Annotated in this window: 33 protein-coding genes and 1 riboswitch; all 33 genes read left to right on the forward strand. The window is 42.6% G+C overall.

The window, feature by feature from the left end:
• Positions 1-29 precede the first annotated feature (29 nt).
• The 33 genes from uvrA (at position 30) to rplE (ending at position 26,570) form a co-directional block, all read left to right on the forward strand.
• Positions 30-2,861, forward strand: a complete 2,832-nt coding sequence (gene uvrA, locus ACUW6H_RS05625) for an excinuclease ABC subunit UvrA (RefSeq protein WP_454362245.1) — start codon at positions 30-32, stop codon at positions 2,859-2,861.
• Positions 2,854-3,915 (forward strand): M24 family metallopeptidase, encoded by a 1,062-nt coding sequence (locus tag ACUW6H_RS05630; protein ID WP_454362247.1) that lies wholly within the window; start codon positions 2,854-2,856, stop codon positions 3,913-3,915. The genes uvrA and ACUW6H_RS05630 overlap by 8 nt, the downstream gene beginning before the upstream one ends.
• Positions 3,916-3,970: 55 nt before the next feature.
• Positions 3,971-4,122: riboswitch (M-box (ykoK) riboswitch) on the forward strand.
• 195 nt (positions 4,123-4,317) lie between these two features.
• Positions 4,318-6,978: a magnesium-translocating P-type ATPase gene (mgtA, locus tag ACUW6H_RS05635; protein ID WP_454362249.1), complete on the forward strand. Its 2,661-nt coding sequence runs from the start codon at positions 4,318-4,320 to the stop codon at positions 6,976-6,978.
• Positions 6,979-7,112: 134 nt separating this feature from the next.
• Positions 7,113-7,511 (forward strand): transcriptional regulator Spx, encoded by a 399-nt coding sequence (gene spx, locus ACUW6H_RS05640; protein ID WP_000591165.1) that lies wholly within the window; start codon positions 7,113-7,115, stop codon positions 7,509-7,511.
• 66 nt (positions 7,512-7,577) lie between these two features.
• Complete coding sequence (locus ACUW6H_RS05645) at positions 7,578-8,147, forward strand: SP0191 family lipoprotein (RefSeq protein WP_454362512.1); 570 nt, start codon at positions 7,578-7,580, stop codon at positions 8,145-8,147.
• A gap of 87 nt (positions 8,148-8,234) precedes the next feature.
• A complete protein-coding gene (locus ACUW6H_RS05650) occupies positions 8,235-8,501 on the forward strand; it encodes an IreB family regulatory phosphoprotein (protein ID WP_000507059.1) in 267 nt (88 codons plus the stop codon).
• A 3-nt stretch (positions 8,502-8,504) separates the two neighbouring features.
• Positions 8,505-8,924: a Holliday junction resolvase RuvX gene (gene ruvX, locus ACUW6H_RS05655; protein ID WP_009729674.1), complete on the forward strand. Its 420-nt coding sequence runs from the start codon at positions 8,505-8,507 to the stop codon at positions 8,922-8,924.
• Between the two features lie 15 nt (positions 8,925-8,939).
• Complete coding sequence (locus ACUW6H_RS05660; RefSeq protein ID WP_000017622.1) at positions 8,940-9,245, forward strand: DUF1292 domain-containing protein; 306 nt, start codon at positions 8,940-8,942, stop codon at positions 9,243-9,245.
• Positions 9,246-9,501: 256 nt separating this feature from the next.
• Entirely contained in the window at positions 9,502-10,752 is a 1,251-nt protein-coding gene (locus ACUW6H_RS05665) for a bifunctional folylpolyglutamate synthase/dihydrofolate synthase (RefSeq protein ID WP_454362526.1), read from the forward strand.
• Between the two features lie 90 nt (positions 10,753-10,842).
• Positions 10,843-11,298 (forward strand): SP_0198 family lipoprotein, encoded by a 456-nt coding sequence (locus ACUW6H_RS05670; protein WP_409002472.1) that lies wholly within the window; start codon positions 10,843-10,845, stop codon positions 11,296-11,298.
• A gap of 457 nt (positions 11,299-11,755) precedes the next feature.
• The gene (cls, locus tag ACUW6H_RS05675; RefSeq protein ID WP_454362528.1) at positions 11,756-13,288 is read left to right on the forward strand and encodes a cardiolipin synthase; all 1,533 of its coding nucleotides are present in this window, start codon (positions 11,756-11,758) and stop codon (positions 13,286-13,288) included.
• 73 nt (positions 13,289-13,361) lie between these two features.
• Complete coding sequence (locus tag ACUW6H_RS05680; RefSeq protein ID WP_454362530.1) at positions 13,362-13,505, forward strand: hypothetical protein; 144 nt, start codon at positions 13,362-13,364, stop codon at positions 13,503-13,505.
• A gap of 35 nt (positions 13,506-13,540) precedes the next feature.
• Positions 13,541-15,055, forward strand: coding sequence for a damage-inducible protein CinA (locus tag ACUW6H_RS05685; RefSeq protein ID WP_454362532.1), 1,515 nt, complete (start codon positions 13,541-13,543; stop codon positions 15,053-15,055).
• 126 nt (positions 15,056-15,181) lie between these two features.
• Positions 15,182-17,389 carry an anaerobic ribonucleoside-triphosphate reductase gene (nrdD, locus tag ACUW6H_RS05690; protein ID WP_454362534.1) on the forward strand — a complete coding sequence of 736 codons (2,208 nt, stop codon included), beginning with the start codon at positions 15,182-15,184 and terminating at the stop codon, positions 17,387-17,389.
• Between the two features lie 11 nt (positions 17,390-17,400).
• Positions 17,401-17,541, forward strand: a complete 141-nt coding sequence (locus ACUW6H_RS05695) for a hypothetical protein (RefSeq protein WP_000521629.1) — start codon at positions 17,401-17,403, stop codon at positions 17,539-17,541.
• Between the two features lie 43 nt (positions 17,542-17,584).
• Positions 17,585-18,085 (forward strand): GNAT family N-acetyltransferase, encoded by a 501-nt coding sequence (locus ACUW6H_RS05700; protein ID WP_454362536.1) that lies wholly within the window; start codon positions 17,585-17,587, stop codon positions 18,083-18,085.
• A gap of 9 nt (positions 18,086-18,094) precedes the next feature.
• Complete coding sequence (locus ACUW6H_RS05705; RefSeq protein ID WP_454362538.1) at positions 18,095-18,601, forward strand: GNAT family N-acetyltransferase; 507 nt, start codon at positions 18,095-18,097, stop codon at positions 18,599-18,601.
• 4 nt (positions 18,602-18,605) lie between these two features.
• Positions 18,606-19,202 carry an anaerobic ribonucleoside-triphosphate reductase activating protein gene (nrdG, locus tag ACUW6H_RS05710; protein WP_454362540.1) on the forward strand — a complete coding sequence of 199 codons (597 nt, stop codon included), beginning with the start codon at positions 18,606-18,608 and terminating at the stop codon, positions 19,200-19,202.
• Positions 19,199-19,825, forward strand: coding sequence for a uridine kinase family protein (locus ACUW6H_RS05715; protein WP_454362542.1), 627 nt, complete (start codon positions 19,199-19,201; stop codon positions 19,823-19,825). Before nrdG ends, ACUW6H_RS05715 begins: the two co-directional genes overlap by 4 nt.
• A gap of 265 nt (positions 19,826-20,090) precedes the next feature.
• Positions 20,091-20,399: a 30S ribosomal protein S10 gene (gene rpsJ, locus ACUW6H_RS05720; protein ID WP_001284513.1), complete on the forward strand. Its 309-nt coding sequence runs from the start codon at positions 20,091-20,093 to the stop codon at positions 20,397-20,399.
• Positions 20,400-20,481: 82 nt separating this feature from the next.
• Positions 20,482-21,108 (forward strand): 50S ribosomal protein L3, encoded by a 627-nt coding sequence (rplC, locus tag ACUW6H_RS05725; RefSeq protein WP_000160197.1) that lies wholly within the window; start codon positions 20,482-20,484, stop codon positions 21,106-21,108.
• Positions 21,109-21,132: 24 nt separating this feature from the next.
• Positions 21,133-21,756 carry a 50S ribosomal protein L4 gene (rplD, locus tag ACUW6H_RS05730; protein ID WP_000024537.1) on the forward strand — a complete coding sequence of 208 codons (624 nt, stop codon included), beginning with the start codon at positions 21,133-21,135 and terminating at the stop codon, positions 21,754-21,756.
• Positions 21,756-22,052, forward strand: a complete 297-nt coding sequence (locus ACUW6H_RS05735; protein WP_001055347.1) for a 50S ribosomal protein L23 — start codon at positions 21,756-21,758, stop codon at positions 22,050-22,052. Before rplD ends, ACUW6H_RS05735 begins: the two co-directional genes overlap by 1 nt.
• 17 nt (positions 22,053-22,069) lie before the next feature.
• On the forward strand, positions 22,070-22,903 hold the full coding sequence (gene rplB, locus ACUW6H_RS05740; RefSeq protein ID WP_000512904.1) for a 50S ribosomal protein L2: 834 nt from the start codon (positions 22,070-22,072) through the stop codon (positions 22,901-22,903).
• 101 nt (positions 22,904-23,004) lie between these two features.
• The gene (gene rpsS / locus ACUW6H_RS05745) at positions 23,005-23,286 is read left to right on the forward strand and encodes a 30S ribosomal protein S19 (RefSeq protein ID WP_000533766.1); all 282 of its coding nucleotides are present in this window, start codon (positions 23,005-23,007) and stop codon (positions 23,284-23,286) included.
• 11 nt (positions 23,287-23,297) lie between these two features.
• A complete protein-coding gene (rplV, locus tag ACUW6H_RS05750; protein ID WP_000818137.1) occupies positions 23,298-23,642 on the forward strand; it encodes a 50S ribosomal protein L22 in 345 nt (114 codons plus the stop codon).
• A gap of 12 nt (positions 23,643-23,654) precedes the next feature.
• A complete protein-coding gene (rpsC, locus tag ACUW6H_RS05755; RefSeq protein WP_000529936.1) occupies positions 23,655-24,308 on the forward strand; it encodes a 30S ribosomal protein S3 in 654 nt (217 codons plus the stop codon).
• Positions 24,309-24,311: 3 nt separating this feature from the next.
• Positions 24,312-24,725 carry a 50S ribosomal protein L16 gene (gene rplP / locus ACUW6H_RS05760; RefSeq protein ID WP_000960948.1) on the forward strand — a complete coding sequence of 138 codons (414 nt, stop codon included), beginning with the start codon at positions 24,312-24,314 and terminating at the stop codon, positions 24,723-24,725.
• Positions 24,726-24,734: 9 nt separating this feature from the next.
• A complete protein-coding gene (gene rpmC, locus ACUW6H_RS05765; protein ID WP_000772918.1) occupies positions 24,735-24,941 on the forward strand; it encodes a 50S ribosomal protein L29 in 207 nt (68 codons plus the stop codon).
• Between the two features lie 24 nt (positions 24,942-24,965).
• A complete protein-coding gene (gene rpsQ, locus ACUW6H_RS05770) occupies positions 24,966-25,226 on the forward strand; it encodes a 30S ribosomal protein S17 (protein ID WP_000440801.1) in 261 nt (86 codons plus the stop codon).
• A 25-nt stretch (positions 25,227-25,251) separates the two neighbouring features.
• Positions 25,252-25,620 carry a 50S ribosomal protein L14 gene (gene rplN / locus ACUW6H_RS05775; RefSeq protein ID WP_000616545.1) on the forward strand — a complete coding sequence of 123 codons (369 nt, stop codon included), beginning with the start codon at positions 25,252-25,254 and terminating at the stop codon, positions 25,618-25,620.
• 78 nt (positions 25,621-25,698) lie between these two features.
• Positions 25,699-26,004, forward strand: coding sequence for a 50S ribosomal protein L24 (rplX, locus tag ACUW6H_RS05780; protein ID WP_000497691.1), 306 nt, complete (start codon positions 25,699-25,701; stop codon positions 26,002-26,004).
• A 23-nt stretch (positions 26,005-26,027) separates the two neighbouring features.
• Complete coding sequence (rplE, locus tag ACUW6H_RS05785) at positions 26,028-26,570, forward strand: 50S ribosomal protein L5 (RefSeq protein ID WP_000013542.1); 543 nt, start codon at positions 26,028-26,030, stop codon at positions 26,568-26,570.
• The last annotated feature ends 4 nt before the right edge of the window (positions 26,571-26,574 follow it).

A 26,574-nucleotide genomic window follows, 5' to 3' on the forward strand; every position in this document is an offset into this window, starting at 1 on the left:
AAAGCAACAATGAACTAGAAAGAAGTAATATGCAAGATAAGATTGTCATCCATGGGGCACGCGCCCATAATTTAAAAAATATAGATGTGGAAATTCCGCGTGACAAGCTAGTTGTGGTGACGGGACTATCTGGATCAGGAAAGTCTAGTTTAGCCTTTGATACCCTTTATGCAGAAGGGCAACGTCGCTACGTTGAAAGCCTGTCAGCCTATGCTCGTCAGTTCTTGGGCAATATGGAAAAACCAGATGTGGATTCTATCGATGGTCTCAGCCCTGCTATTTCCATTGACCAGAAAACTACCAGCAAAAATCCACGCTCGACCGTGGGAACGACGACTGAAATTAATGATTATCTGCGTCTCCTCTATGCACGTGTGGGGACGCCATACTGTATCAACGGACATGGGGCTATCAAGGCTTCTTCTGTTGAGCAAATCGTGGATAAGGTCTTAGAGTTGCCAGAACGCCAACGCTTGCAGATTTTGGCCCCTGTCATCCGCAAGAAAAAAGGGCAACATAAGAGCGTCATTGAGAAGGTTCAGAAAGATGGCTATGTCCGAGTCCGAGTGGATGGGGAGGTCTATGATGTGACCGAAGTGCCTGAGCTGTCTAAGAGTAAGCAACATGATATCGATGTTGTGGTCGACCGTATTGTCATCAAGGAGGGCATTCGAAGCCGTCTCTTTGACTCCGTTGAGGCGGCCCTTCGTATCGCGGAAGGCTATGTGGTCATTGATACTATGGATGATTCCGAGCTCCTCTTTTCAGAACACTATGCTTGTCCAGTTTGTGGCTTTACCGTTCCAGAACTAGAACCTCGTCTCTTCTCCTTCAATGCACCATTTGGTTCATGTAGTGAGTGTGATGGCTTGGGAATCAAGCTAGAGGTTGATACAGATTTAGTTGTACCAGATGCTAGCAAGACCCTTCGTGAGGGAGCCTTAGCACCTTGGAATCCTATCTCATCCAACTACTATCCAAACATGCTAGAGCAGGCCATGACAGCCTTTGGAGTGGATATGGATACGCCTTTTGAGGATTTATCTGAGGAGGATAAACATCTCATTTTCTATGGTTCAGATGGGAGAGAATTCCATTTCCACTATGAGAATGAATTCGGTGGAGTCCGTGATATCGACATTCCTTTTGAAGGTGTTATCAGAAATATCAAGCGCCGTTACCATGAAACCAATAGTGATTACACGCGCACCCAGATGCGCCTCTATATGAATGAACTGACCTGCGGAACTTGTCACGGCTACCGTCTCAATGACCAGGCCTTGTCTGTCCGTGTGGGTGGGGAGAAAGGGCCACATATCGGAGAAATTTCAGACCTCTCAATCGCCGATCACTTGGAGTTGGTCAGCCAGTTGACTCTGTCTGAAAATGAAGCCATTATCGCCCGTCCCATTCTCAAGGAAATCAAGGATCGCTTGACCTTCCTCAATAACGTAGGCCTCAACTATCTGACTCTGTCACGTTCGGCAGGAACCCTTTCAGGTGGGGAGAGTCAGCGTATTCGCTTGGCAACCCAGATTGGGTCCAACCTATCAGGTGTCCTTTATATCCTGGATGAGCCGTCCATTGGTCTTCACCAGAGGGATAATGACCGCTTGATTGCAAGTTTGAAAAAGATGCGTGATTTAGGAAATACCCTTATCGTAGTGGAACATGACGAAGATACTATGCGTGAGGCAGATTATCTAATCGACGTCGGTCCTGGTGCGGGAGCCTTTGGTGGGGAGATTGTCGCTGCAGGTACGCCTAAGCAAGTGGCTCGCAACAGCAAGTCCATCACAGGCCAATATCTATCAGGTAAACGTGCCATTCCGGTACCAGACGTGCGTCGTGTAGGAAATGGTCGCTTTATCGAGGTGACAGGAGCGCGTGAGAACAACTTGCAAAATATCACCGCTCGCTTCCCGCTAGGGAAGTTCATCGCAGTAACGGGGGTATCGGGTTCAGGGAAATCGACCCTAATCAACAGCATTCTCAAAAAAGCCATTGCTCAAAAACTCAACCGCAATTCAGACAAACCTGGTAAGTTTAAAACCATCACAGGGATTGAGCATGTCGATCGTCTGATTGATATTGACCAAAGCCCAATCGGACGGACGCCGAGGTCTAACCCTGCTACCTATACGGGAGTTTTTGACGACATCCGTGACCTCTTTGCTCAGACAAATGAGGCCAAGATTCGAGGCTACAAGAAGGGCCGTTTCAGTTTCAACGTCAAGGGTGGTCGTTGCGAAGCCTGCTCAGGTGACGGGATTATCAAGATCGAGATGCACTTCTTGCCAGATGTATACGTGGCTTGTGAAGTCTGCCACGGAACTCGCTACAACAGTGAAACCTTAGAAGTTCACTACAAGGAAAAGAACATCTCGCAGGTCTTGGACATGACCGTCAACGATGCGGTGGAATTCTTCCAACACATTCCCAAGATTCAACGCAAACTTCAGACCATCAAGGATGTCGGACTGGGCTATGTAACGCTAGGTCAACCAGCTACCACCCTTTCTGGGGGAGAAGCCCAGCGTATGAAGTTGGCTAGTGAGCTCCACAAACGCTCGACAGGTAAATCCTTCTATATTCTGGATGAGCCGACGACAGGGCTTCATACAGAGGACATCGCTCGCTTGCTTAAAGTCTTGGCTCGCTTTGTCGACGATGGCAATACAGTCCTTGTTATCGAACATAATCTGGATGTTATTAAAACAGCAGACCATATCATCGACTTGGGACCTGAAGGCGGTGTCGGTGGTGGAACCATCATCGCAACAGGAACTCCCGAAGAAGTAGCGGCCAATGAAGCCAGCTACACAGGACACTATTTGAAAGGAAAGTTAGATCATGAATAAACGTGTGCAAGCATTTTTAGCTAAAATGCAAGAAAAAGAACTAGATGGGATCATCATCAACAACCTTAAAAATGTCTATTATTTGACTGGTTTTTGGGGTTCAAACGGAACCGTCTTTATCAGTCGTGATCGTCAGGTCTTGGTGACAGACTCTCGCTATATCATTGCTGCTAAGCAAGAAGTGACAGGTTTTGAGATTGTGGCTGACCGCGATGAGTTGGCTGTCATTGCAGGAATTGTCAAGGATATGGGATTGTCTCGCGTCGGTTTTGAAGATGAGATTTCGGTCTCTTACTATCATCGTATGCAGGCAGCATTTGAAGGTTTGGACTTGCTTCCGCAGACTCAGTTTGTTGAAGCGCTTCGTATGATTAAGGATGAGAAGGAGATTGCGACTATTCGCAAGGCATGTTCAATCTCAGACCAAGCTTTCCACGATGCACTTGACTTTATCAAACCAGGAAAAACTGAAATTGAAATTGCCAACTTCCTTGATTTCCGCATGCGTGAGCTAGGAGCGGCAGGCTTGTCTTTTGATACCATTCTAGCAAGTGGCATCAACTCTTCCAAACCACATGCCCACCCCATGCATAAACCCGTAGAGCTGGGAGAAGCCATCACCATGGACTTCGGCTGTCTCTACGACCACTATGTCAGCGATATGACACGGACTATTTATCTTGGGCATGTCAGTGATGAGCAGGCAGAGATTTACAATACGGTTCTGAAAGCCAACCAAGCCTTGATTGACCAAGCCAAGGCAGGTCTAGGTTTCCGCGACTTTGACAAAATTCCTCGTGATATTATCATCGAGGCAGGCTATGGCGACTACTTTACCCATGGTATCGGACATGGTATTGGTCTCGATATCCATGAGGAACCCTACTTTAGCCAAACTTCTACTGAAACTATTAAGTCTGGCATGACCTTGACTGATGAACCAGGTATTTATATCGAAGGGAAATACGGGGTTCGTATCGAAGATGATATCTTGATCACAGAGACAGGTTGCGAATTGTTGACTTTAGCACCGAAGGAATTAATTATTATTTAAGAAAATTATGATAAATCGTTGACTTTTATATTCTAAAGGTTTATACTGAAAGACGAAAACGGTAGGTGAGGCTACCATAGGGATACGGATGACTACCGCAAAGCAGTGGAGACACTACTCGTTGGTCAACAGTCCTGGTCGCGAAGGCCAAGACTAAGCTCATTACATCGCCCTATGGAGTTAAAGCTTGAACGAAAAAACAGATAATTAGTTTTTTAATCCTGCCATTTTATGGTGGGATTTTCTACTGTTTTAGAACAAGGAAAGGAGACAAACGATGCAAATTGACGATCATCCAGAACCGCACATACACAGCCAATCGCTGATTTGTGTCGTTCTGCCCTTATAAAGTGATTGGTCTCTGTGTATGAAACACATTATTCATACAGATAGGAGAAACCAATGAAAACTACAAAAGAAAGATTAGCAGTAGCTATTCACACACCTTTAAAAGAAACTCTATCTTTTTATAAGACAAGTCTAACAGGCTTGACTGAGGAGCAGGTGGAGAAAAATCGTTACCTATATGGCGAAAACACCATCACCAAGGGTCAAGAAGACAGTATTTTTAAAAAGATTTACGAATCTATTATCAATCCATTTACAATCATCCTTCTTGTCATTGCTATGATTTCCATGGTGACCAATGTCTGGTTGGCAAAGCCTGGACAAGAAGATCCGACGACCTCTATCATCATTGTCGTTCTCGTTCTAATCTCTGGTGGCATACGCTTTGTCCAAGAATTGCGGAGTGACAAGGCTGCGACCAATCTATCAAAAATGATTGTGAACACAGCCACAGTAATTCGCGAAGACCAGAGTTTAGAGGTCGCAATTGAAGATTTGGTCGTTGGAGATATAGTCAAATTAAGTGCTGGGGACATGATTCCAGCAGACCTCATTTTAATTGAATCACGTGATTTCTTTGTTCAACAGTCTGGTTTGACAGGTGAAAGTGACTCGGTTGAAAAACTAGCCTTGTCAAAAATGAGTCAGTCAAATTTTGATAGTCTGCTAGAAGCAGAAGCGCTCGCTTTTATGGGAACCAATGTGATATCAGGAAGCGCCAAGGCTTTGATTCTAGCTGTCGGTGATGACACCATGATGGGAGAAATCGAGCAAACCCTCAATACCTATGACGAACCAACCTCTTTTGAGCGGGAGATGAACAGTATCTCTTGGCTCTTAATCCGTTTGATGCTAGTCATGGTTCCCATCGTGTTTCTCTCCAATGGCTTGACAGATGGCGACTGGCTGGAAGCAGGCGTGTTTGCACTGAGTGTTGGTGTTGGATTGACACCTGAGATGCTTCCTATGATCATCACGGCTAGTTTAGCAAAAGGCTCCATTATCATGGCCAAGGAAAAAGTGGTTATCAAGAAACTCAATGCCATACAAGATCTAGGTGCTATTGATATCCTATGCACGGATAAAACAGGAACACTTACCCAAGACGAAATTGTCCTTGAATATCCTTTGGATATACATGGAGATTTGGATTTGTCTGTGTTGAGACGTGCCTATCTCAATTCCTATTTTCAAACCGGTTTGAAAAACTTGATGGACCGTGCCATTATCAGTAGAACTGAAAAAGAAGCTAAAGAACACGATATTCTACAAAATTTGGATACTAGCTTCCAAAAAATCGATGAACTTCCATTTGACTTTGAACGCAGACGGATGAGTGTCATCGTCAAGGATGAAAACGAAGTTGTTAGTTTGGTAACCAAGGGTGCCCTAGAGGAAATGCTTGCGATTTCAACCCATGTGGAATATCAAGGTCAGATTAGTCCTCTGACAGATGATATCCGAGTGGAAATATTAAAAGAAGTAGACCAACTCAACCAGCAAGGCTTACGAGTCTTGGGAGTCGCCTATAAAACAGGCCTAAAAGAAGGTTTTGCTTACTCAGTTGAAGATGAAAAAGAGATGATTCTAACAGGATATCTTGCCTTTCTAGATCCACCAAAACCATCAGCAGCACCTGCTATCCAAGCTTTGTTAGAACACGGTGTTCAAACAAAGATCTTGACGGGGGACAATGAGAAGGTAACCCAAGCAGTTTGCGAAAAAGTTGGTCTAGACGTTGATCAAATCTTGTTGGGTTCTGATATTGACGCCATGACGGACGAAGAGTTGGCCCAAGCAGTTGAGAAGGTGACTGTCTTTGCCAAACTTTCTCCGGATCAAAAAGCACGAATCATTTTACAAATCAAATCGAATGGACATTGTGTCGGCTATATGGGAGATGGGATCAATGATGCCCCTTCAATGAAAGTAGCAGATGTGGGGATTTCTGTTGATACTGCAGTAGATATTGCCAAAGAAACGGCTGATGTCATTTTGCTAGATAAGGATTTGATGGTGCTTGAAAAAGGGCTGGTTGAAGGACGCAAAGTCTATGCTAATATGACCAAATATATCAAGATGACGGTCAGCTCTAATTTCGGGAACATTTTCTCTCTTTTAGTGTCTGGTATCTTTTTACCTTTCCTGCCAATGGCTCCGATTCACTTGATTGTCTTAAACCTAGTCTACGATCTTTCTTGCATTGCCTTGCCATTTGATAATGTGGATGAAGACTTTTTGAAGCATCCTCATAAGTGGGAAGCCAAGTCTATTACTCGCTTTATGATTTGGATGGGTCCGATTTCTTCTATCTTTGATATTTTGACCTTTATCTTGCTCTATTTTGTCATTGTTCCAACGGCGACAGGTCAAGCCTATGTCCACGGAGCAGAGTCTGCAACGGGCTTTATCATCTTGTTCCAGACAGGTTGGTTCATTGAATCCATGTGGTCCCAAACCATGGTAATCCATATGCTTCGTTCAGCAAAACTTCCTTTCTTACAAAGTCGTCCATCATGGTTTGTTCTTAGAACAAGCATGCTAGCAGCCAGTTTTGTGACCTTCCTTCCCTACTCTTCAATTGCTAGCCTTCTTCATTTAGCCCCTTTGGAACCAATTTATTTCCTCTTTTTGCTTTTGATTATCGTCCTCTATATGATAAGTGTTACAGTTGTGAAACGATTGTATATCAAAAAATTTAAAAGTTGGCTATAAATTGATTTTGTCAAGAAAAAAGTATGAAAATCGCTAAAAAAGTTAAATTTTTTTAAAAATAGGTCGCAAGTCGGATGTTTTTTATGGTATAATAGACTAAACTGATAGTAACATGTAGCGAAAGGGGTAGGTACATGATCAAAATTTATACAGTCTCAAGTTGTACTAGCTGTAAAAAAGCGAAAACCTGGCTCAATGCCCACCAGTTAAGTTATAAAGAACAAAATCTCGGTAAAGAAGGAATTACAAGAGAAGAGTTATTAGATATTCTCACGAAAACAGATAATGGTATTGCCAGTATCGTTTCATCGAAAAACCGCTACGCTAAAGCACTTGGAGTTGACATTGAAGATTTGAGTGTCAATGAAGTGCTCAACTTAATCATGGAAACACCACGAATCTTAAAGAGTCCGATTCTCGTTGATGAGAAGCGCCTGCAAGTCGGCTATAAAGAAGATGATATCCGTGCCTTCTTGCCACGCTCTGTCCGTAATGTAGAAAATGCAGAAGCACGTCTACGTGCAGCTCTATAAAACATCAAGGCTGGGAGTGACTCCTGGCCTTGTTTGCTCTTTTGTTTTAAAATCATGTGAGGAATTATGAAAAAGTTACTAATTGCTAGTTTTGCTCTCCTCTTTTTGCTTGCGGGATGTGGGCAAAAAAAGGAAACTCCTGCTGCTTCCACAACAGCATCTGAACCTCTCCAATCAAACCTTCCCGTTTTGGACAATGCCGAAAAGAATACGGTTGTCACTAAGACCTTGCTAATGCCAAAGTCGGAAAATGGAACGCAACAGACTCAAACGATTACTTATAAAGGCAGTCAGTTTTTGACCTTGACCATCCAGCAAAAACGACCTGTCGGGGACGAACTCAAGACCTTTATCTCTGAAAACGGCCTAGAGGAAACGCAAAAAGCGCTTCTAGAAGCTGAAGAGAAGGATGAGACCATCCAAGAGGTACGCAAACTAGCTGGATTTACACTGGAAACCAAGCTACTCAGCGAGGCAGAAATCCAGACCACAACGACTTATGATTTTCAAGTTTTGGATGTCAAAAAGGCATCTCAGCTGGAATATTTAAAAAATATCGGTCTTGAAAATCTCTTAAAAAACGAACCTAGCCAGTATATTGCTGACAGAGTGGCAAATGGGGCGGTAGAACAGTAAGAAAATCCAAATAAACAAACTGATTTATTTGTAGAACGTAAGGAAATATGCTATAATAGTAATATTCTAAGGAAAGAGGGTGTTAGAATGGGATTTACTGAAGAAACTGTACGGTTTAAATTGGATGATTCCAATAAGAAAGAAATTAGCGAAACGTTGACAGACGTCTATGCTTCGTTGAACGACAAGGGCTACAATCCGATTAACCAGATCGTCGGTTATGTATTGAGTGGTGACCCTGCCTACGTTCCTCGTTATAACAATGCACGAAATCAAATCCGTAAGTATGAGCGTGATGAAATCGTTGAAGAATTGGTACGCTACTACCTTAAAGGACAAGGAGTCGATCTATAATCTATGAGAATTATGGGATTGGACGTCGGTTCAAAAACAGTGGGCGTTGCCATTAGCGATCCCCTAGGCTTCACTGCTCAAGGACTTGAAATCATCCAGATTAATGAGGATCAGGGCCAGTTTGGTTTTGACCGGATCAAGGAATTGGTTGACAGCTATAAGGTGGAGCGCTTTGTAGTGGGTCTGCCCAAAAACATGAACAATACCAGCGGTCCGCGAGTAGAAGCCAGTCAAGCCTATGGTGCCAAGCTAAAAGAACTCTTTGGTTTGCCAGTAGACTATCAAGATGAGCGTTTGACAACGGTCGCTGCGGAGCGTATGTTGATTGAACAAGCAGATATCAGCCGTAACAAACGCAAGAAAGTTATTGATAAGTTGGCTGCTCAGCTGATTTTGCAAAATTATTTAGATAGAAAATTTTAAGACAGAGGAGAAACTATGTCACACGATCACAACCACGATCACGAAGAACGTGAATTGATTACACTTGTTGATGAACAAGGAAATGAAACTTTATTTGAAATCCTTTTGACCATTGATGGAAAAGAAGAATTTGGTAAGAACTATGTTCTGCTTGTACCAGTTAACGCAGAAGAAGACGAAGACGGGCAAGTTGAAATCCAAGCCTACTCATTCACTGAAAATGAAGATGGAACAGAAGGCGAATTGCAACCAATTCCAGAAGACTCAGAAGACGAATGGAACATGATTGAAGAAGTCTTCAATAGCTTTATGGAGGAGTAAAAACGTTCGGGGAACGTTTTTAGCCCAACTCCTGAAAATTAGAAGAGTTGGAATATCCAGTGGATGTTTTTAGCCCTGAGCCAGAAATTAGAAACGCAGGAATGTCCGGGGGATGTTTTTAGCCCACGTTGAAATTCATAGTAGCTAGTGATTAGCTAACCAGGTAAGAGGTTGGGATTGTTGTCCCGGCCTCGCTTTTTATTTACAGTAAAACTTTAGTGCGCTAGTTGATTGGATTGTTGTTAAGGAGACATGTATGTTTGAAGTAGAAGAATGGCTTCATAGTCGGATTGGTTTAAACTTTAGATCTGGTCTTGGACGAATGCAGCGAGCTGTGGATTTGCTGGGGAATCCAGAGAAGACTTATCCTATTATCCACGTAACAGGGACTAACGGTAAAGGGTCAACTATTGCCTTTATGAGGGAGTTGTTTGTTGCTCATGGTAAAAAAGTTGGTACTTTTACCTCTCCTCACATCGTCAGTATCCATGATCGAATCTGTATCAATGGACAGCCGATCGCGGAGGAAGACTTTGTCCGTATAGCTAACCAAGTCAAGGAGATGGAGAAAACTCTCTTAGAAACACATGATCAATTGTCTTTCTTTGAGTTGTTGACCTTGATTGCCTTGCTTTACTTTAAAGAGCAGGGAGTGGATCTAGTTCTGCTAGAAGTGGGGATTGGTGGTTTGCTTGACACAACGAATGTCGTAACAGGAGAGATTGCAGTTATTACTTCCATTGGGCTAGATCATCAGGAGACCTTGGGAGATAGTCTGAAGGAAATAGCCGAGCAGAAAGCTGGTATTTTCAAGGCCGGCAAGAAGGCGGTCATTGCTAAACTTGCTCCAGAAGCGGAGCTTGTCTGTCAAAAAAGAGCAAGAGAGTTAGCTGTTGAACTTTATCAAGCTGGGCGAGACTTCACCTTGACTGCTGGGGATTTTTCAAGTAGCCTAGCAAGCTTTTCACAGCTTGAAATCAGTTTGGAGGGTGTTTATCAGCAGGAAAATGCCGCCTTGGCTTTACAAACTTTTCTTCTGTTTATAGCTTCAAGAGGTGAAAGGGTCGAAGAAGAGTTTGTTAGACGGGCTTTGAAGGAGACACATTGGGCAGGTCGATTGGAACGGATTCGCCCGCAACTCTATCTAGATGGGGCTCACAATCTGCCAGCCTTGACTCGTCTAGTAGAGTTTATCCAGGGGGAAATCCAGCAAGGCTATCAAGTTCGCATCCTTTTTGGAGCTCTTAAACGCAAGGATTATCAGGGGATGCTAGGCTATCTAATGGAGCAGTTGCCTCAGGTGGAACTTAAGGTAACGGGCTTTGACTACCAAGGCTCCTTGGATGAGAAGGATGTGGCGGGTTACGATTTGATTTCTTCCTATGGGGACTTTATCAGAGAATTTGAAGAAAAGGCCAATGATCAGGACTTGCTTTTCGTGACGGGATCCCTCTACTTTATCTCAGAAGTCCGAGCGAGTTTGCTAGGAAGTGATGAGATTGGTTGACCTTCTAGGCTTAAGTTGTTATACTTGAGGTAGGAGGTGCATCTGGAAACTGATCCAGCAAAACATTGGCACAAAAGAAAGGAAATCGCTATGAAAACAAAAACATTCACACTTTCTATTGCTTCCCTAGCAATTCTTAGTCTTTTAACAGCTTGTGGATCTAAGACACAAGCACCTACCCAGCAATCTGCTCAACAACCATCTACTCAACAAGAGTCATCTTCTAGTGCTGCTACAAGTGCCAGCCAACCACAGGCGTCCTCAAGTCAGGACACTACTGTAGCTCAACCTACGAATATCGATGGTACCTATACTGGAAAAGATGAGAATGACCAAATCACTCTTGTTGTAACAGGTAAAACTGGCACATGGACTGAGGTCGAGCCAGATGGGGATAAGGAAATCAAGCAAGTCAGCTTTGAGCCAGAAAATCAACGTGTCATTATCGGTGATGATGTCAAAATTTACACGGTTAATGGTAATCAATTGATTATCGATGATATGGACCGAGAGGCATCTGACCGAGTGGTATTAACTAAGCAATAATGATTAAGTAAAAGTTCCAATAAGATGAAAGCTATCTTTTTGGAGCTTTTTTCTTGAAAAAAGGGCTGGCTGTTCTTTACTAACTTTTTATTTAAAACGCTTACAAATATTTGTAAAACTTCTTATATGCCAACTTTAGAAGAGACCATTGCTCTTTATAAAGAACTCTTCTAAAAATCAAGTAGAGTGGAAGGGACTAATTCCTCAAAATATAAATAATATTGGAAAGAACTATCATTTTGGTAGTTCTTTTTAGGCCTCTTAATACCCTAGTTAAAAAGATAAAAAGGGAAACGCTTCATAATAGTAAGGGTGTAGTTTAAGAATCTTGCAGTTCTTGGAATAGTTTGCATAGAAAAAGGCAAAAGGTTGCCATCTACCCCTGAACTGAGGTATACTAGTAGAAACAGTAGTTTATCAAGCAGTTAAGGAGAATGTTAGAAAAGGAAGGGGATGTATGACAGCTAGAAAAATGCAGCTACTCATGTCCAAATATGGTTTCAGTATTACTATCATGTTGGCAGAGTTGTTTATAGTCTTTGGTTTATTTCTCTATCTAGGGCAAATGGCTCCAATTGTCTGGATTATCCTAGTCATTTTAGTGAGCTTAGCGACCATTGTATCGATTGTCAATCGATCCATGAATCCTGAGAGTAAGGTAACATGGCTGTTAGTAGCCTTTGTGCCAGTATTTGGTCCTTTGCTCTATATCATGTTTGGAGAACGTCGTTTATCTAAAAAAGAATTGAAGCAGCTAAAGCAGCTCCAATCAATGGTTGACCGAGAGGACAATAGCAGAGCCCTCCGTTTGGAGTTAAAAGAACAAGACAAGTCGGCATATGGAGTTATCAAATCACTCCTCAGCATGGACACGAATGCAGATGTCTATGATCGAACGGATACACAATTTTTTGCATCTGGTGAAAGCATGTGGCATCAGATGCTAGAGGATCTCAGGAAAGCGGAGAAATTTATCTTTCTCGAATACTATATCATCGAAGAAGGTTTGATGTGGAATAGTATTTTGGAGATTTTGGAAGAAAAGGCAGCTCAAGGAGTAGAGGTTAAGCTTCTCTATGATGATATTGGTTGTATGGCAACCTTGCCTGGAGATTACACCATCCAGCTTCGTGGTCGAGGGATTGAAGCCCACAAATTTAATAAGGTGATTCCACGTTTGACCGTTGCATATAACAACCGTGATCACCGTAAAATCATGATTATCGATGGTCAAATTGCCTATACAGGTGGTGTCAATCTGGCCGATGAGTATATCAACCATATCGAACGCTTTGATTACTGGAAGGATAGCGGTATTCGTCTGGATGGACCGGCAGTTAAGGCTTTTACCAGACTCTTTTTATCTGCATGGTATATCAACCGTGGAGAAATTAGTGACTTTGACCAATACCATCTAGAAAATTACCCCAAAGATGGGATGGGGCTCTGTATTCCCTATAGTAGTGGGCCAAAACCCATCTACCGAGCTCAAGTTGGAAAAACGGTCTACCAAAATCTTATCAACCAAGCTACAGATTACGTCTACATTACGACTCCCTATCTGATTGCTGACTACGATCTAACTGAAAGTATCAAAAATGCAGCTATGAGAGGGGTAGATGTGCGAATTGTGACGCCGTGCATCCCAGATAAGAAGGTTATTCAGTTAGTTACTCGAGGAGCTTATCCAGACTTGTTGTCTGCTGGAGTTCGCATTTATGAGTACAGTCCCGGCTTTCTTCATAGCAAGCAAATGCTGGTCGATGGAGAAGCAGCAACAGTGGGAACCATCAATTTTGACTATCGTAGCTTGCTCCACCACTATGAAAATGCCGTCTTGCTTTATAGAACACAATCCATCATCGATATTGAAAGGGACTTCGAAGAGATTTTTAAAGTTTCTCAAGAAATTTATCCCCACACCATCAAAACCAGCTGGTATCAAAGCCTCATCAAGGAAATTGTCCAGTTGTTTGCACCCATGCTCTAACTATCCATCGAGATCTAGCCCAAGGCTGGGTCTTTTTTGTCTTCTTACGAATAGATAAGTAAAGGAGAAAACCATGATTAATTTAGAAGATGATGATTTTATCAGAGAGTATAGAGATAGTCGATTTCACCGTTTTCGTGAAATCGAACGCTTTGCGATATTGGATAAGAAATTCAGCAAATATCAATCCCAAGCTGACATTCCTGTAAGATTTTGATATACTAAAACAGATAAACTTAGAGGAGAAATTGAATGAACGTATACGGGAAAATAGATGAGAAACAAGAAGAATCTCATTACCAAGACTGGTCAGCGCCAGAAAAGAGAGAAGGAGTTCCCATTCCCTTTTTTAGTATCATGCTTTGGAGTTTAGTGGCCACAGCCATTTCGGTTGTCCTGCCTTTTATTTTTGGTTTAGTCAGTCCGCAACAAACTCAGGATCTTTATACCGGTTGGGCCTTGCATCAAAATGGTCAAATGTATACAGATTACTTTGGAACGAATGGATTGCTCTATTACTTGCTAACCTATCTTTCCCTAGGAAGTATTCTGCTTGCTTTGGTTGAGTGGTTGGCCTTGTTTGGAGCAGGTGTTTTCCTTTTTAAATCTGCAGATGCTCTTACTGGTCAAGTAGAAGAAGCCAAGAAGCTGGTATTTGTGTTCTATTTGTTAGTGGCAGGACTCGCTTTTGGTGGTGGCTATGCTCTCTTGCTAGCCTTGCCTTTCCTATTTTATTCATTGAGTGTTGTTACGAACTACTTAGCTTATCCAAATGATGACAAAGGATTTGTAAGAGTGGGGATGAGTCTTGCTCTTGCTTTCTTCCTTGCGCCGATTCCAACCACCTTGTTTGCGGCTGTACTGGCTCTAGGCATCATTGGCTTTAATCTAGGTAAAGGTCACTTTGTTCACGGGTTATATCAGTTCTTTGCGTCAGCCTTAGGATTCTCACTCTTATTCTATCCTTTGGGCTACTATACAGTGTGGACAGGTAGTTTTGGGGATGCTATTAGCCAGACCTTATATCCAGTAAATACTCTTAGCCTTTTTTCAAATTCGCGTTTACTTGAAAACACGACTTTCTATGGCTTGCTTGCAGTGGGGCTAGGTTCCCTTAGTTTGCTCTTTACTGGTTTGTTCCAGTCAAAACCAGCCAAGCAATATGCCTTATCAATTGCTGCTAGCTTGGGCTTATTGCTTTCTTTGGGAATCTTGATTCTCTCAAATGAACCTGTCAATGGTACTCGTCTCGTTATTCTTCTTCCTTTCTTGGTCTTGCTCCTTCTGACAGGGATCAAGGAAGATGTTTCGGAGGGAGGGAGTCGTCGTAGAAGACGTGAGGAAAAAGCCTCTTTTATTAAAGGGAATTTCTATCTGCCACTGTTTGCCCTTGCCTACCTCATTGCTCTTCCTATCCTGAGTCGCTACCTTTCACATCCGGCGACTTATCAGGAGAGAGAACGTCTTGCTAGTGTGGTCAAACAGCAAACGAGTTCTGAGGATCGTGTCTATGCTTGGGATGATCGCCCAGATTTCTATCGTGCAAGTGAGCGCTTGGCGCCGACTTCTCTAGTGACACCAACACTCTATACCGCAAGCGACGAAAATAAAACTAAACTGATGAATGATCTAAAAGAAAATCAACCAAAGATGATTATGGTCAATCAAAAAGTTGCCTTGTGGTCGGATGTAGAGAGCTGGCTCAGCGAAAAATATGAGCTTGTTCAGACAGATACTAGTGAATTCAAACTTTATAAATCTAAATAAAAAATCAATATCTTGTGGAATTTTAAAAATTTTAGGATTTTTGACACAAGATATTGATTTTTATTTTTAGAGTGGTATAATACTGAATATAAACTATTCAACAATATTTTAGAAAAGAGCATGGATATGATTGTATTAGAAGAAAAGCTTGCAACCGTTCCCACCTTGTTCGTTGAAAAACGAGATGGTAGACGTGTAGTGTTTGATGTAGACAAGATTGACAAGGCTCTCCACAAGGCGGCAGAAAAAGTTATGGACCTTACGCCTCTAGTAGAAAAACGCCTAAATGGTCTGGTTGAAAGAATCGTCACTGAAATTCACAGTCGCTTCCCTCAAGGTGTTAAGATTTACGAAATTCAGAATGTCGTAGAACATGAACTCCTTGAAGCCAAAGAATATGCCTTGGCTGAGGAGTATATCACTTATCGGACACAAAGGGATTTTGAGCGCTCAAAAGCGACAGATATCAACTTTAGTATCCATAAGCTGCTCAATAAAGATCAGGCAGTTGTCAATGAAAATGCCAATAAAGACAGCGATGTCTTTAATACCCAGCGTGATTTGACAGCAGGGATTGTGGGAAAATCAATCGGGCTGCAAATGCTTCCTAAGCACGTAGCCAATGCTCACCAAAAAGGGGATATCCACTATCATGACTTGGACTACAGCCCCTATACTCCTATGACCAACTGCTGTTTGATTGATTTTAAAGGCATGTTGGAAAATGGTTTTAAGATTGGAAATGCGGAGGTAGAAAGTCCCAAGTCTATCCAGACTGCGACAGCTCAAATTTCACAAATCATCGCAAACGTTGCTTCTAGCCAGTACGGGGGCTGTTCAGCTGACCGTATCGATGAAGTCTTGGCTCCTTATGCAGAGAAGAATTACCAGAAACACCTCAAGGATGCGGAAGAGTGGGTCCTGCCTGATAAACGGGAAGATTACGCTTGGAAGAAAACGCAAAAGGACATCTACGATGCCATGCAATCTCTCGAGTATGAAATCAACACTCTCTTCACTTCAAATGGCCAAACACCTTTTACTTCGCTAGGTTTTGGTCTGGGAACCAGTCGTTTTGAGCGTGAAATTCAAAAAGCTATTTTGACCATTCGTATCAAGGGTCTTGGTTCAGAACATCGAACAGCCATTTTCCCTAAACTCATCTTTACGCTAAAAAGAGGACTTAACTTAGAGGAAGGTTCACCTAACTACGACATCAAACAGTTGGCTCTTGAGTGTGCAACCAAGCGGATGTACCCAGATGTCTTGTCCTATGATAAGATTATCGAGCTGACAGGTTCTTTCAAGGTTCCTATGGGTTGTCGCTCCTTCCTCCAAGGATGGAAGGATGAGAATGGTGTCGAGGTCAATTCAGGTCGTATGAACCTAGGTGTTGTGACAGTCAATCTGCCTCGTATCGCTCTCGAGTCCGAAGGTGACTTGAACAAGTTCTGGGAAATCTTCAACGAGCGAATGAACATCGCGGAGGATGCTCTGGTTTATCGTGTTGAACGGACCAAGGAAGCAACACCAGCAAATGCCCCAATCCTCTATCAGTACGGAGCCTTCGGTCGCCGTCTTGGAAAAGAAGAAAGTGTTGACCAACTCTTTAAGAATCGCCGTGCGACCATTTCTCTAGGCTATATCGGTTTGTATGAAGTGGCGACGGTCTTCTTTGGCAATAGCTGGGAAAGCAATCCAGAAGCCAAGGAATTCACGCTTGACATCATTCGTGATATGAAACGACGTGTAGAAGAGTGGTCAGATCAATATGATTACCATTTCTCTATCTACTCAACACCGTCTGAAAGCTTGACAGACCGCTTCTGTCGCTTGGATACAGAGAAGTTCGGCTCTATTCCTGATATTACAGACAAGGAATACTACACCAACTCTTTCCACTATGATGTCCGTAAAAATCCAACACCGTTTGAAAAGCTGGATTTTGAAAAAGTTTATCCAGAAGCAGGTGCATCAGGTGGCTTTATCCACTATTGTGAGTATCCAGTTCTTCAACAAAATCCTAAGGCTCTGGAAGCTGTGTGGGACTATGCCTATGACCGTGTCGGCTATCTAGGGACCAATACTCCGATTGATCGCTGTTACAAGTGTGACTTTGAAGGGGATTTTGAACCAACTGAGAGAGGTTTTGCTTGTCCCAACTGTGGCAATAACGACCCAAAAACAGTAGATGTTGTGAAACGAACTTGTGGCTATCTTGGAAATCCTCAAGCGCGTCCGATGGTTAACGGACGCCACAAGGAAATCGCTGCGCGGGTCAAACACATGAATGGCTCAACCATTAAAACGGCAGGACATGAAGTAATAAATTAGAAGGAAACGCAATGGGGAAATACCAATTAGATGATAAGGGACGTGCTCAAGTAACCCGTTATCATGAAAAACATTCGAAAGGTGGAGTAGGAAAAAAAGAACGCTTGCTCAACCTCAGAGAACAGTTTTTAAACAAGAACAAGAAAAAATAAAAGTGAGAGTTGCCTCTCACTTTTCTCTTAATTGGAGGTAAAAATGATACTACGCAGACCAACATTGGCAGATAAAGAAACAGTTTTAGAGATGATGGCAGAGTTTGAACAGACTCAATCACCCCACGATGGTGGGTTTTGGAACGCCAACAATTTTGTTTATGAAGAGTGGCTAGAAGAAAATCTTCAAGCGGAAGCGGGACTCAATATTCCTGAAAACTGGGTTCCTGCTATCCAGCTGGTTAGTTTTGACGTAGCAGGCCAGGCTCTTGGCTTTCTCAACCTTCGTCTCCGATTAAATGACTACTTACTAGAAAATGGGGGCCATATTGGCTACTCCATTCGTCCATCTGAAAGAGGTAAGGGTTATGCCAAAGAATCCCTCCGACAAGGTCTACAAGTTGCTAAGGGAAAGAATATTAAACGAGCTTTAGTGACTTGTAGCACAGAAAATCCAGCAAGCCGAGCTGTTATCTTAACTCATGGTGGGGAGTTGGAGGATGTTCGAAACGGAACGGAGCGCTACTGGATTGATGTCGATTAAGGAGGAAGCATGGAGATAAGACAACCAACTTTGGAAGATAAAGAAGCGATATTAGAGATGATTGCGGAGTTCGATGCAGCAAAATCCTATATGCACGGTGGCATGGGCTCCGCTTGGAAGCGAGCAAAGGATTATGAGGATTGTTTAAAGATTGTAGAGCAGCAAGAGGATGCTGCCAACCTGCCAGTAGGCTGGGTTCCTGCAATCAAATTTTTATCCTTTGGTGAGACTGGCTTGCCTTTGGGATTTTTAGCCCTGCGCTTGTCCTTGAATGACAAATTATTTGTGGAAGGCGGTCATATTGGCTATTCTATCCGTCCCAGTCAACGAGGCAAAGGATATGGGAAGGAGCAGTTGAGATTAGGACTAGCAGAGGCTCGAAAGCAAGGATTGGAACGAGTGCTGATTACCTGCGATGAAGACAACGAAGCCAGCCGCCGCACGATTCTCTCCGCTGGCGGTGTTTACGAAAATACAATCGATAGAAGTCAGCGCTACTGGATAGATTTGGAGTAGAAGCATGACATGGAATACACCAAAACCAGGTGAATGGAAAAGTGAAGAACTCAGTAAAGGGCGGATTATTGATTACAAGGCCTTTAACTTTGTCGATGGAGAAGGTGTGCGAAACTCTCTCTATGTATCAGGTTGCATGTTTCACTGCGAGGGGTGCTATAATGTTGCGACTTGGTCTTTCAATGCAGGCATTCCTTATACAGCAGAGTTAGAAGAACAGATCATGGTAGACCTTGCCCAGCCCTATGTTCAAGGCTTGACCTTACTGGGAGGAGAGCCGTTCCTCAATACTGGTATCCTCTTGCCACTTGTTAAACGCATTCGGAAGGAATTACCAGATAAAGATATCTGGTCCTGGACTGGTTATACTTGGGAGGAAATGATGCTGGAAACTCCTGACAAACTGGAACTCTTGTCGCTGATTGACATCCTTGTCGATGGTCGTTATGATAAAAGCAAGCGCAATCTCATGCTCCAGTTCCGAGGTTCTTCCAATCAACGGATTATCGATGTACAAAAATCGCTCCAAAGTGGGCAAGTGGTGATTTGGGACAAGCTTAATGACGGAAAAGAAAGCTATGAACAGGTGAAGAGAGAATGAAGAAAAAAGAGTTAGTAGACAAACTGGTTTCAGAGATCGAAACGGGGAAAGTCAAAACACTGGGGATTTACGGTCACGGTGCATCAGGAAAGTCTACCTTTGCTAAAGAATTGTTCCAAGCCCTAGATTCTGAAAAGGTAAATCTACTAGAAACAGATCCCTACATTACCTCAAACCGTCATTTAGTGGTGCCAAAAGAACTTCCAGATCAAAAAGTGACAGCTTGTCTCCCAGTGGCTCATGAACTGGCAAGTTTGCAGAGAGATATTCTCGCCTTGCAGGCAGGTATGGACATCTTGACGATTGATGAACCTTGGAAGCCAAGCCAAGTCTTATCTGGTTCGAAACCGATACTGCTTGTCGAAGGGATGTCTGTGGGTTTCCTACCCAAGGAACTCTTTGACAAAACTATCTGTTTCTACACGAATGAAGATACCGAATTAAAGCGGCGCCTAGCTCGAGATACAACTATGAGAAATCGCGATGCTTCCTTTATACTAGCTAGCCATCAGATGAGACGAGAGCAGTATCTGCGTTACTATAGAGAAACCGAGTCTAAAGCAGATATCTTAGTGGATCAATCGGAAGATAAATTCAAGATCAAAATGACTCATATTATATAGAAGAAAAGACTAAATTTTAAGGTCGTAAATCAGTAGTCATAGGAAGATGAAATAGGAAAACAGTTTCATCCTAAAAAAACGAAAAAAACCTAACAAATCCCTTGCAATCGCAGGGGCTTTGTGTTATTCTATTATGGTGCTGTAAATTACAGCCTTAGCTTTGATGCAAGAGGTTGCGACACGCTCGGTTGCATTGCCACGCAACGCGCGTCGGTTTTCTTGTGGAGCTAGCCTATTATCTTAAATAGACGAAAAGGAGAAAAAGATGGCAAACAAAAAAATCCGTATCCGTTTGAAAGCTTACGAACACCGTACGCTTGACACAGCGGCTGCAAAAATCGTAGAATCAGCTACTCGTACAGGTGCACAAGTTGCGGGTCCAATCCCACTTCCAACTGAGCGTAGCCTCTACACAATTATTCGTGCGACTCACAAATACAAAGACTCTCGCGAACAATTCGAAATGCGTACACACAAACGTTTGATCGATATCGTTAACCCAACTCAAAAAACAGTTGATGCCTTGATGAAATTGGATCTTCCAAGTGGTGTAAACGTAGAAATCAAGCTTTAATCCAAAGCTTGAAAACTTGAGCATGAAAAACGCTCGTTAAAAACTTTTTGAATAAAAAATATAGAAAAGGAACTATTTTCTCATGACAAAAGGAATCTTAGGGAAAAAAGTGGGAATGACTCAAATCTTCACTGAAGCTGGCGAATTGATCCCTGTAACAGTTATTGAAGCAACTCCAAACGTTGTTCTTCAAGTTAAAACTGTTGAAACAGACGGATACAACGCTATCCAAGTTGGTTTCGATGACAAACGCGAAGTATTGAGCAACAAACCTGCTAAAGGACATGTAGCGAAAGCTAACACGGCTCCTAAGCGCTTCATTCGTGAATTCAAAAACGTTGAAGGCTTGGAAGTTGGTGCTGAAATCACAGTTGAAACATTCGCAGCTGGAGACGTTGTTGACGTAACTGGTACTTCTAAAGGTAAAGGTTTCCAAGGTGTTATCAAACGCCACGGACAATCACGTGGACCAATGGCTCACGGTTCTCGTTACCACCGTCGTCCAGGTTCTATGGGACCTGTTGCACCTAACCGCGTATTCAAAGGTAAAAACCTTGCAGGACGTATGGGTGGCGACCGCGTAACAATTCAAAACCTTGAAGTTGTACAAGTTGTTCCAGAAAAGAACGTTATCCTTATCAAAGGTAACGTACCAGGTGCTAAGAAATCTCTTATCACTATCAAATCAGCAGTTAAAGCTGGTAAATAATAAAGAAAGGGGAAATCAGTCACAATGGCAAACGTAACATTATTTGACCAAACTGGTAAAGAAGCTGGCCAAGTTGTTCTTAACGATGCAGTATTTGGTATTGAACCAAATGAATCAGTTGTGTTTGATGTGATCATCAGCCAACGCGCAAGCCTTCGTCAAGGAACACACGCTGTTAAAAACCGCTCTGCAGTATCAGGTGGTGGACGCAAACCATGGCGTCAAAAAGGAACTGGACGTGCTCGTCAAGGTTCTATCCGCTCACCACAATGGCGTGGTGGTGGCGTTGTCTTCGGACCAACTCCACGTTCATACGGCTACAAACTTCCACAAAAAGTTCGTCGCCTAGCTCTTAAATCAGTTTACTCTGAAAAAGTTGCTGAAAACAAATTCGTAGCTGTAGACGCTCTTTCATTTACAGCTCCAAAAACTGCTGAATTTGCAAAAGTTCTTGCAGCATTGAGCATCGATTCAAAAGTTCTTGTTATCCTTGAAGAAGGAAATGAATTCGCAGCTCTTTCAGCTCGTAACCTTCCAAATGTGAAAGTTGCAACTGCTACAACTGCAAGTGTTCTTGACATCGCAAATAGCGACAAACTTCTTGTCACACAAGCAGCTATCTCTAAAATCGAGGAGGTTCTTGCATAATGAATTTGTATGATGTTATCAAAAAACCTGTCATCACTGAAAGCTCAATGGCTCAACTTGAAGCAGGTAAATATGTATTTGAAGTTGACACTCGTGCACACAAACTTTTGATCAAGCAAGCTGTTGAAGCTGCTTTCGAAGGTGTTAAAGTTGCCAACGTTAACACAATCAACGTAAAACCAAAAGCGAAACGTGTTGGACGTTACACTGGTTTTACTAACAAAACTAAAAAAGCTATCATTACACTTACAGCTGATTCAAAAGCAATCGAGTTGTTCGCTGCTGAAGCTGAATAATCTAAGGAGGAAATATCGTGGGAATTCGTGTTTATAAACCAACAACAAACGGTCGCCGTAATATGACTTCTTTGGATTTCGCTGAAATCACAACAAGCACTCCTGAAAAATCATTGCTTGTTGCTTTGAAGAAACAGGCTGGTCGTAACAACAACGGTCGTATCACAGTTCGTCACCAAGGTGGTGGACACAAACGTTTCTACCGTTTGGTTGACTTCAAACGTAACAAAGACAACGTTGAAGCTGTTGTTAAAACAATCGAGTACGATCCAAACCGTTCTGCAAACATCGCTCTTGTACACTACACTGACGGTGTGAAAGCATACATCATCGCTCCAAAAGGTCTTGAAGTTGGTCAACGCATCGTTTCAGGTCCAGAAGCAGATATCAAAGTCGGAAACGCACTTCCACTTGCTAACATCCCAGTTGGTACTTTGATCCACAACATCGAGTTGAAACCAGGTCGTGGTGGAGAATTGGTCCGTGCAGCTGGAGCTTCTGCTCAAGTATTGGGTCAAGAAGGTAAATATGTTCTTGTTCGTCTTCAATCAGGCGAAGTACGTATGATTCTTGGAACTTGTCGTGCAACAGTTGGTGTTGTCGGAAACGAACAACATGGACTTGTTAACCTTGGTAAAGCAGGACGTAGCCGTTGGAAAGGTATCCGCCCAACAGTTCGTGGTTCTGTAATGAACCCTAACGATCACCCACACGGTGGTGGTGAAGGTAAAGCACCAGTTGGTCGTAAAGCGCCATCTACTCCATGGGGCAAACCTGCTCTTGGTCTTAAAACTCGTAACAAGAAAGCGAAATCTGACAAACTTATCGTTCGTCGTCGCAACGAGAAATAATTTAAAACTAGTCGCATAAGCGCTAGATAATCCGCCAGCTCGGTAGCGCTCCATGTGAGCGCAAGCCGCTGTGGTACAACATTTAAAGGAGAAAAAATAAAATGGGACGCAGTCTTAAAAAAGGACCTTTCGTCGATGAGCATTTGATGAAAAAAGTTGAAGCTCAAGCTAACGACGAAAAGAAAAAAGTTATCAAAACTTGGTCACGTCGTTCAACGATCTTCCCAAGTTTCATTGGTTACACTATCGCAGTTTATGACGGACGTAAACACGTACCTGTTTACATCCAAGAAGACATGGTAGGTCACAAACTTGGTGAATTTGCACCAACTCGTACTTACAAAGGTCACGCTGCAGACGACAAGAAAACACGTAGAAAATAAGGAGAACATAAATGGCAGAAATTACTTCAGCTAAAGCAATGGCTCGTACAGTACGTGTTTCACCTCGTAAATCACGTCTTGTTCTTGACAATATCCGTGGTAAAAGCGTAGCCGATGCTATTGCAATCTTGACATTCACTCCAAACAAAGCTGCTGAAATCATCTTGAAAGTTTTGAACTCAGCTGTAGCTAACGCTGAAAACAACTTTGGTTTGGATAAAGCTAACTTGGTAGTATCTGAAGCATTCGCAAACGAAGGACCAACTATGAAACGTTTCCGTCCACGTGCGAAAGGTTCAGCTTCACCAATCAACAAACGTACAGCTCACATCACTGTGGCTGTTGCAGAAAAATAAGGAGGTAACATCGTGGGTCAAAAAGTACATCCAATTGGTATGCGTGTCGGCATCATCCGTGATTGGGATGCCAAATGGTATGCTGAAAAAGAATACGCGGATTACCTTCATGAAGATCTTGCAATCCGTAAATTCGTTCAAAAAGAACTAGCTGACGCAGCGGTTTCAACTATCGAAATCGAACGCGCAGTAAACAAAGTTAACGTTTCACTTCACACTGCTAAACCAGGTATGGTTATCGGTAAAGGTGGTGCTAACGTTGATGCACTCCGTGCAAAACTTAACAAATTGACTGGAAAACAAGTACACATCAACATCATCGAAATCAAACAACCTGATTTGGATGCTCACCTTGTAGGTGAAGGAATTGCTCGTCAATTGGAGCAACGTGTTGCTTTCCGTCGTGCACAAAAACAAGCAATCCAACGTGCAATGCGTGCTGGAGCTAAAGGAATCAAAACCCAAGTATCAGGTCGTTTGAACGGTGCAGATATCGCCCGTGCAGAAGGATACTCTGAAGGAACTGTTCCACTTCACACACTTCGTGCAGATATCGATTACGCTTGGGAAGAAGCAGACACAACATACGGTAAACTTGGTGTTAAAGTATGGATCTACCGTGGTGAAGTTCTTCCAGCTCGTAAAAACACTAAAGGAGGTAAATAACCAATGTTAGTACCTAAACGTGTTAAACACCGTCGTGAATTCCGTGGAAAAATGCGCGGTGAAGCAAAAGGTGGAAAAGAAGTAGCATTCGGTGAATACGGTCTTCAAGCTACAACTAGCCACTGGATCACTAACCGCCAAATCGAAGCTGCTCGTATCGCCATGACTCGTTACATGAAACGTGGTGGTAAAGTTTGGATTAAAATCTTCCCACACAAATCATACACTGCTAAAGCTATCGGTGTGCGTATGGGATCTGGTAAAGGGGCGCCTGAAGGTTGGGTAGCACCAGTTAAACGTGGTAAAGTGATGTTTGAAGTTGCTGGTGTATCTGAAGAGATCGCTCGCGAAGCGCTTCGTCTTGCAAGCCACAAATTGCCAGTTAAATGTAAATTCGTAAAACGTGAAGCAGAATAAGGAGAAGGCATGAAACTTAATGAAGTAAAAGAATTTGTTAAAGAACTTCGTGGTCTTTCTCAAGAAGAACTCGCGAAGCGCGAAAACGAATTGAAAAAAGAATTGTTTGAACTTCGTTTCCAAGCTGCTACTGGTCAATTAGAACAAACAGCTCGCTTGAAAGAAGTTAAAAAACAAATCGCTCGTATCAAAACAGTTCAATCTGAAGCGAAATAATAGACTAGGGAAGGAGAAATTTCAATGGAACGCAATAATCGTAAAGTTCTTGTTGGACGTGTTGTATCTGACAAAATGGACAAGACAATCACAGTTGTAGTTGAAACAAAACGTAACCACCCAGTCTATGGTAAACGTATTAACTACTCTAAAAAATACAAAGCACATGATGAAAACAATGTTGCCAAAGAAGGTGATATCGTACGTATCATGGAAACTCGTCCGCTTTCAGCTACAAAACGTTTCCGTCTTGTAGAAGTTGTTGAAGAAGCGGTCATCATCTAATCAAACCTGAAAGGAGAAAACTGAAATGATTCAAACAGAAACTCGTTTGAAAGTCGCAGACAACAGCGGTGCTCGCGAAATCTTGACTATCAAAGTTCTTGGTGGTTCAGGACGTAAATTTGCAAACATCGGTGATGTTATCGTGGCATCTGTAAAACAAGCTACTCCTGGTGGTGCGGTTAAAAAAGGTGACGTTGTAAAAGCTGTTATCGTTCGTACTAAATCAGGTGCTCGTCGTGCTGATGGTTCATACATCAAATTTGACGAAAACGCAGCAGTTATCATCCGTGAAGACAAAACTCCTCGCGGAACACGTATCTTTGGACCAGTTGCACGCGAATTGCGTGAAGGTGGCTTCATGAAGATCGTGTCACTTGCTCCAGAAGTACTTTAATTTTTAGAAACAAACTAGTCCCCTGGATTCATCTCCAGGGTGCCCTTATGGGCGTAAGAAAAATCAAGGAGAAACCTAATGTTTGTAAAAAAAGGCGACAAAGTTCGCGTAATCGCTGGTAAAGATAAGGGAACAGAAGCTGTTGTCCTTACTGCCCTTCCAAAAGTAAACAAAGTTATCGTTGAAGGTGTCAACATCGTTAAGAAACACCAACGTCCAACTAACGAGCTTCCTCAAGGTGGTATCATCGAGAAAGAAGCAGCTATCCACGTATCAAACGTTCAAGTTTTGGACAAAAATGGTGTAGCTGGTCGTGTTGGTTACAAATTTGTAGACGGTAAAAAAGTTCGCTACAACAAAAAATCAGGCGAAGTGCTTGATTAATCACGAAGGAAAGGAGAAGTATAATGGCAAATCGTTTAAAAGAAAAATATCTTAATGAAGTAGTTCCTGCTTTGACAGAACAATTCAACTACTCATCAGTGATGGCTGTGCCTAAAGTAGATAAGATCGTTTTGAACATGGGTGTTGGTGAAGCTGTATCAAACGCTAAAAGCCTTGAAAAAGCTGCTGAAGAATTGGCGCTTATCTCAGGTCAAAAACCACTTATCACTAAAGCTAAAAAATCAATCGCCGGCTTCCGTCTTCGTGAAGGTGTAGCGATCGGTGCAAAAGTTACCCTTCGTGGTGAACGTATGTACGAATTCTTGGACAAATTGGTTTCAGTTTCACTTCCACGTGTACGTGACTTCCATGGTGTTCCAACAAAATCATTTGATGGACGCGGAAACTACACACTTGGTGTGAAAGAACAATTGATCTTCCCAGAAATCAACTTCGATGACGTTGACAAAACTCGTGGTCTTGACATCGTTATCGTAACAACTGCTAACACTGACGAAGAGTCACGTGCATTGCTTACAGGCCTTGGAATGCCTTTTGCAAAATAATATA

The sequence above is a fragment of the Streptococcus sp. 151470009-6 genome (assembly GCF_053628175.1).

What these genes read in the sequence shown, in the direction of transcription:
- rplX (WP_000497691.1), top strand. Translation starts at nt 25,699, where the DNA reads ATGTTTGTAAAAAAAGGCGACAAAGTTCGCGTAATCGCTGGTAAAGAT.
- rplD (WP_000024537.1), top strand. Translation starts at nt 21,133, where the DNA reads ATGGCAAACGTAACATTATTTGACCAAACTGGTAAAGAAGCTGGCCAA.
- rplE (WP_000013542.1), top strand. Translation starts at nt 26,028, where the DNA reads ATGGCAAATCGTTTAAAAGAAAAATATCTTAATGAAGTAGTTCCTGCT.
- ACUW6H_RS05685 (WP_454362532.1), top strand. Translation starts at nt 13,541, where the DNA reads ATGAACGTATACGGGAAAATAGATGAGAAACAAGAAGAATCTCATTAC.
- ACUW6H_RS05660 (WP_000017622.1), top strand. Translation starts at nt 8,940, where the DNA reads ATGTCACACGATCACAACCACGATCACGAAGAACGTGAATTGATTACA.
- ACUW6H_RS05665 (WP_454362526.1), top strand. Translation starts at nt 9,502, where the DNA reads ATGTTTGAAGTAGAAGAATGGCTTCATAGTCGGATTGGTTTAAACTTT.
- mgtA (WP_454362249.1), top strand. Translation starts at nt 4,318, where the DNA reads ATGAAAACTACAAAAGAAAGATTAGCAGTAGCTATTCACACACCTTTA.
- nrdG (WP_454362540.1), top strand. Translation starts at nt 18,606, where the DNA reads ATGACATGGAATACACCAAAACCAGGTGAATGGAAAAGTGAAGAACTC.
- rpsJ (WP_001284513.1), top strand. Translation starts at nt 20,091, where the DNA reads ATGGCAAACAAAAAAATCCGTATCCGTTTGAAAGCTTACGAACACCGT.
- rplV (WP_000818137.1), top strand. Translation starts at nt 23,298, where the DNA reads ATGGCAGAAATTACTTCAGCTAAAGCAATGGCTCGTACAGTACGTGTT.
- ACUW6H_RS05680 (WP_454362530.1), top strand. Translation starts at nt 13,362, where the DNA reads ATGATTAATTTAGAAGATGATGATTTTATCAGAGAGTATAGAGATAGT.
- ACUW6H_RS05670 (WP_409002472.1), top strand. Translation starts at nt 10,843, where the DNA reads ATGAAAACAAAAACATTCACACTTTCTATTGCTTCCCTAGCAATTCTT.
- rpsS (WP_000533766.1), top strand. Translation starts at nt 23,005, where the DNA reads ATGGGACGCAGTCTTAAAAAAGGACCTTTCGTCGATGAGCATTTGATG.
- ACUW6H_RS05705 (WP_454362538.1), top strand. Translation starts at nt 18,095, where the DNA reads ATGGAGATAAGACAACCAACTTTGGAAGATAAAGAAGCGATATTAGAG.
- ACUW6H_RS05695 (WP_000521629.1), top strand. Translation starts at nt 17,401, where the DNA reads ATGGGGAAATACCAATTAGATGATAAGGGACGTGCTCAAGTAACCCGT.
- nrdD (WP_454362534.1), top strand. Translation starts at nt 15,182, where the DNA reads ATGATTGTATTAGAAGAAAAGCTTGCAACCGTTCCCACCTTGTTCGTT.
- rplP (WP_000960948.1), top strand. Translation starts at nt 24,312, where the DNA reads ATGTTAGTACCTAAACGTGTTAAACACCGTCGTGAATTCCGTGGAAAA.
- rplN (WP_000616545.1), top strand. Translation starts at nt 25,252, where the DNA reads ATGATTCAAACAGAAACTCGTTTGAAAGTCGCAGACAACAGCGGTGCT.
- rpsQ (WP_000440801.1), top strand. Translation starts at nt 24,966, where the DNA reads ATGGAACGCAATAATCGTAAAGTTCTTGTTGGACGTGTTGTATCTGAC.
- ACUW6H_RS05715 (WP_454362542.1), top strand. Translation starts at nt 19,199, where the DNA reads ATGAAGAAAAAAGAGTTAGTAGACAAACTGGTTTCAGAGATCGAAACG.
- cls (WP_454362528.1), top strand. Translation starts at nt 11,756, where the DNA reads ATGACAGCTAGAAAAATGCAGCTACTCATGTCCAAATATGGTTTCAGT.
- ACUW6H_RS05735 (WP_001055347.1), top strand. Translation starts at nt 21,756, where the DNA reads ATGAATTTGTATGATGTTATCAAAAAACCTGTCATCACTGAAAGCTCA.
- spx (WP_000591165.1), top strand. Translation starts at nt 7,113, where the DNA reads ATGATCAAAATTTATACAGTCTCAAGTTGTACTAGCTGTAAAAAAGCG.
- ACUW6H_RS05650 (WP_000507059.1), top strand. Translation starts at nt 8,235, where the DNA reads ATGGGATTTACTGAAGAAACTGTACGGTTTAAATTGGATGATTCCAAT.
- ACUW6H_RS05630 (WP_454362247.1), top strand. Translation starts at nt 2,854, where the DNA reads ATGAATAAACGTGTGCAAGCATTTTTAGCTAAAATGCAAGAAAAAGAA.
- ACUW6H_RS05645 (WP_454362512.1), top strand. Translation starts at nt 7,578, where the DNA reads ATGAAAAAGTTACTAATTGCTAGTTTTGCTCTCCTCTTTTTGCTTGCG.
- rplC (WP_000160197.1), top strand. Translation starts at nt 20,482, where the DNA reads ATGACAAAAGGAATCTTAGGGAAAAAAGTGGGAATGACTCAAATCTTC.
- uvrA (WP_454362245.1), top strand. Translation starts at nt 30, where the DNA reads ATGCAAGATAAGATTGTCATCCATGGGGCACGCGCCCATAATTTAAAA.
- ACUW6H_RS05700 (WP_454362536.1), top strand. Translation starts at nt 17,585, where the DNA reads ATGATACTACGCAGACCAACATTGGCAGATAAAGAAACAGTTTTAGAG.
- ruvX (WP_009729674.1), top strand. Translation starts at nt 8,505, where the DNA reads ATGAGAATTATGGGATTGGACGTCGGTTCAAAAACAGTGGGCGTTGCC.
- rpmC (WP_000772918.1), top strand. Translation starts at nt 24,735, where the DNA reads ATGAAACTTAATGAAGTAAAAGAATTTGTTAAAGAACTTCGTGGTCTT.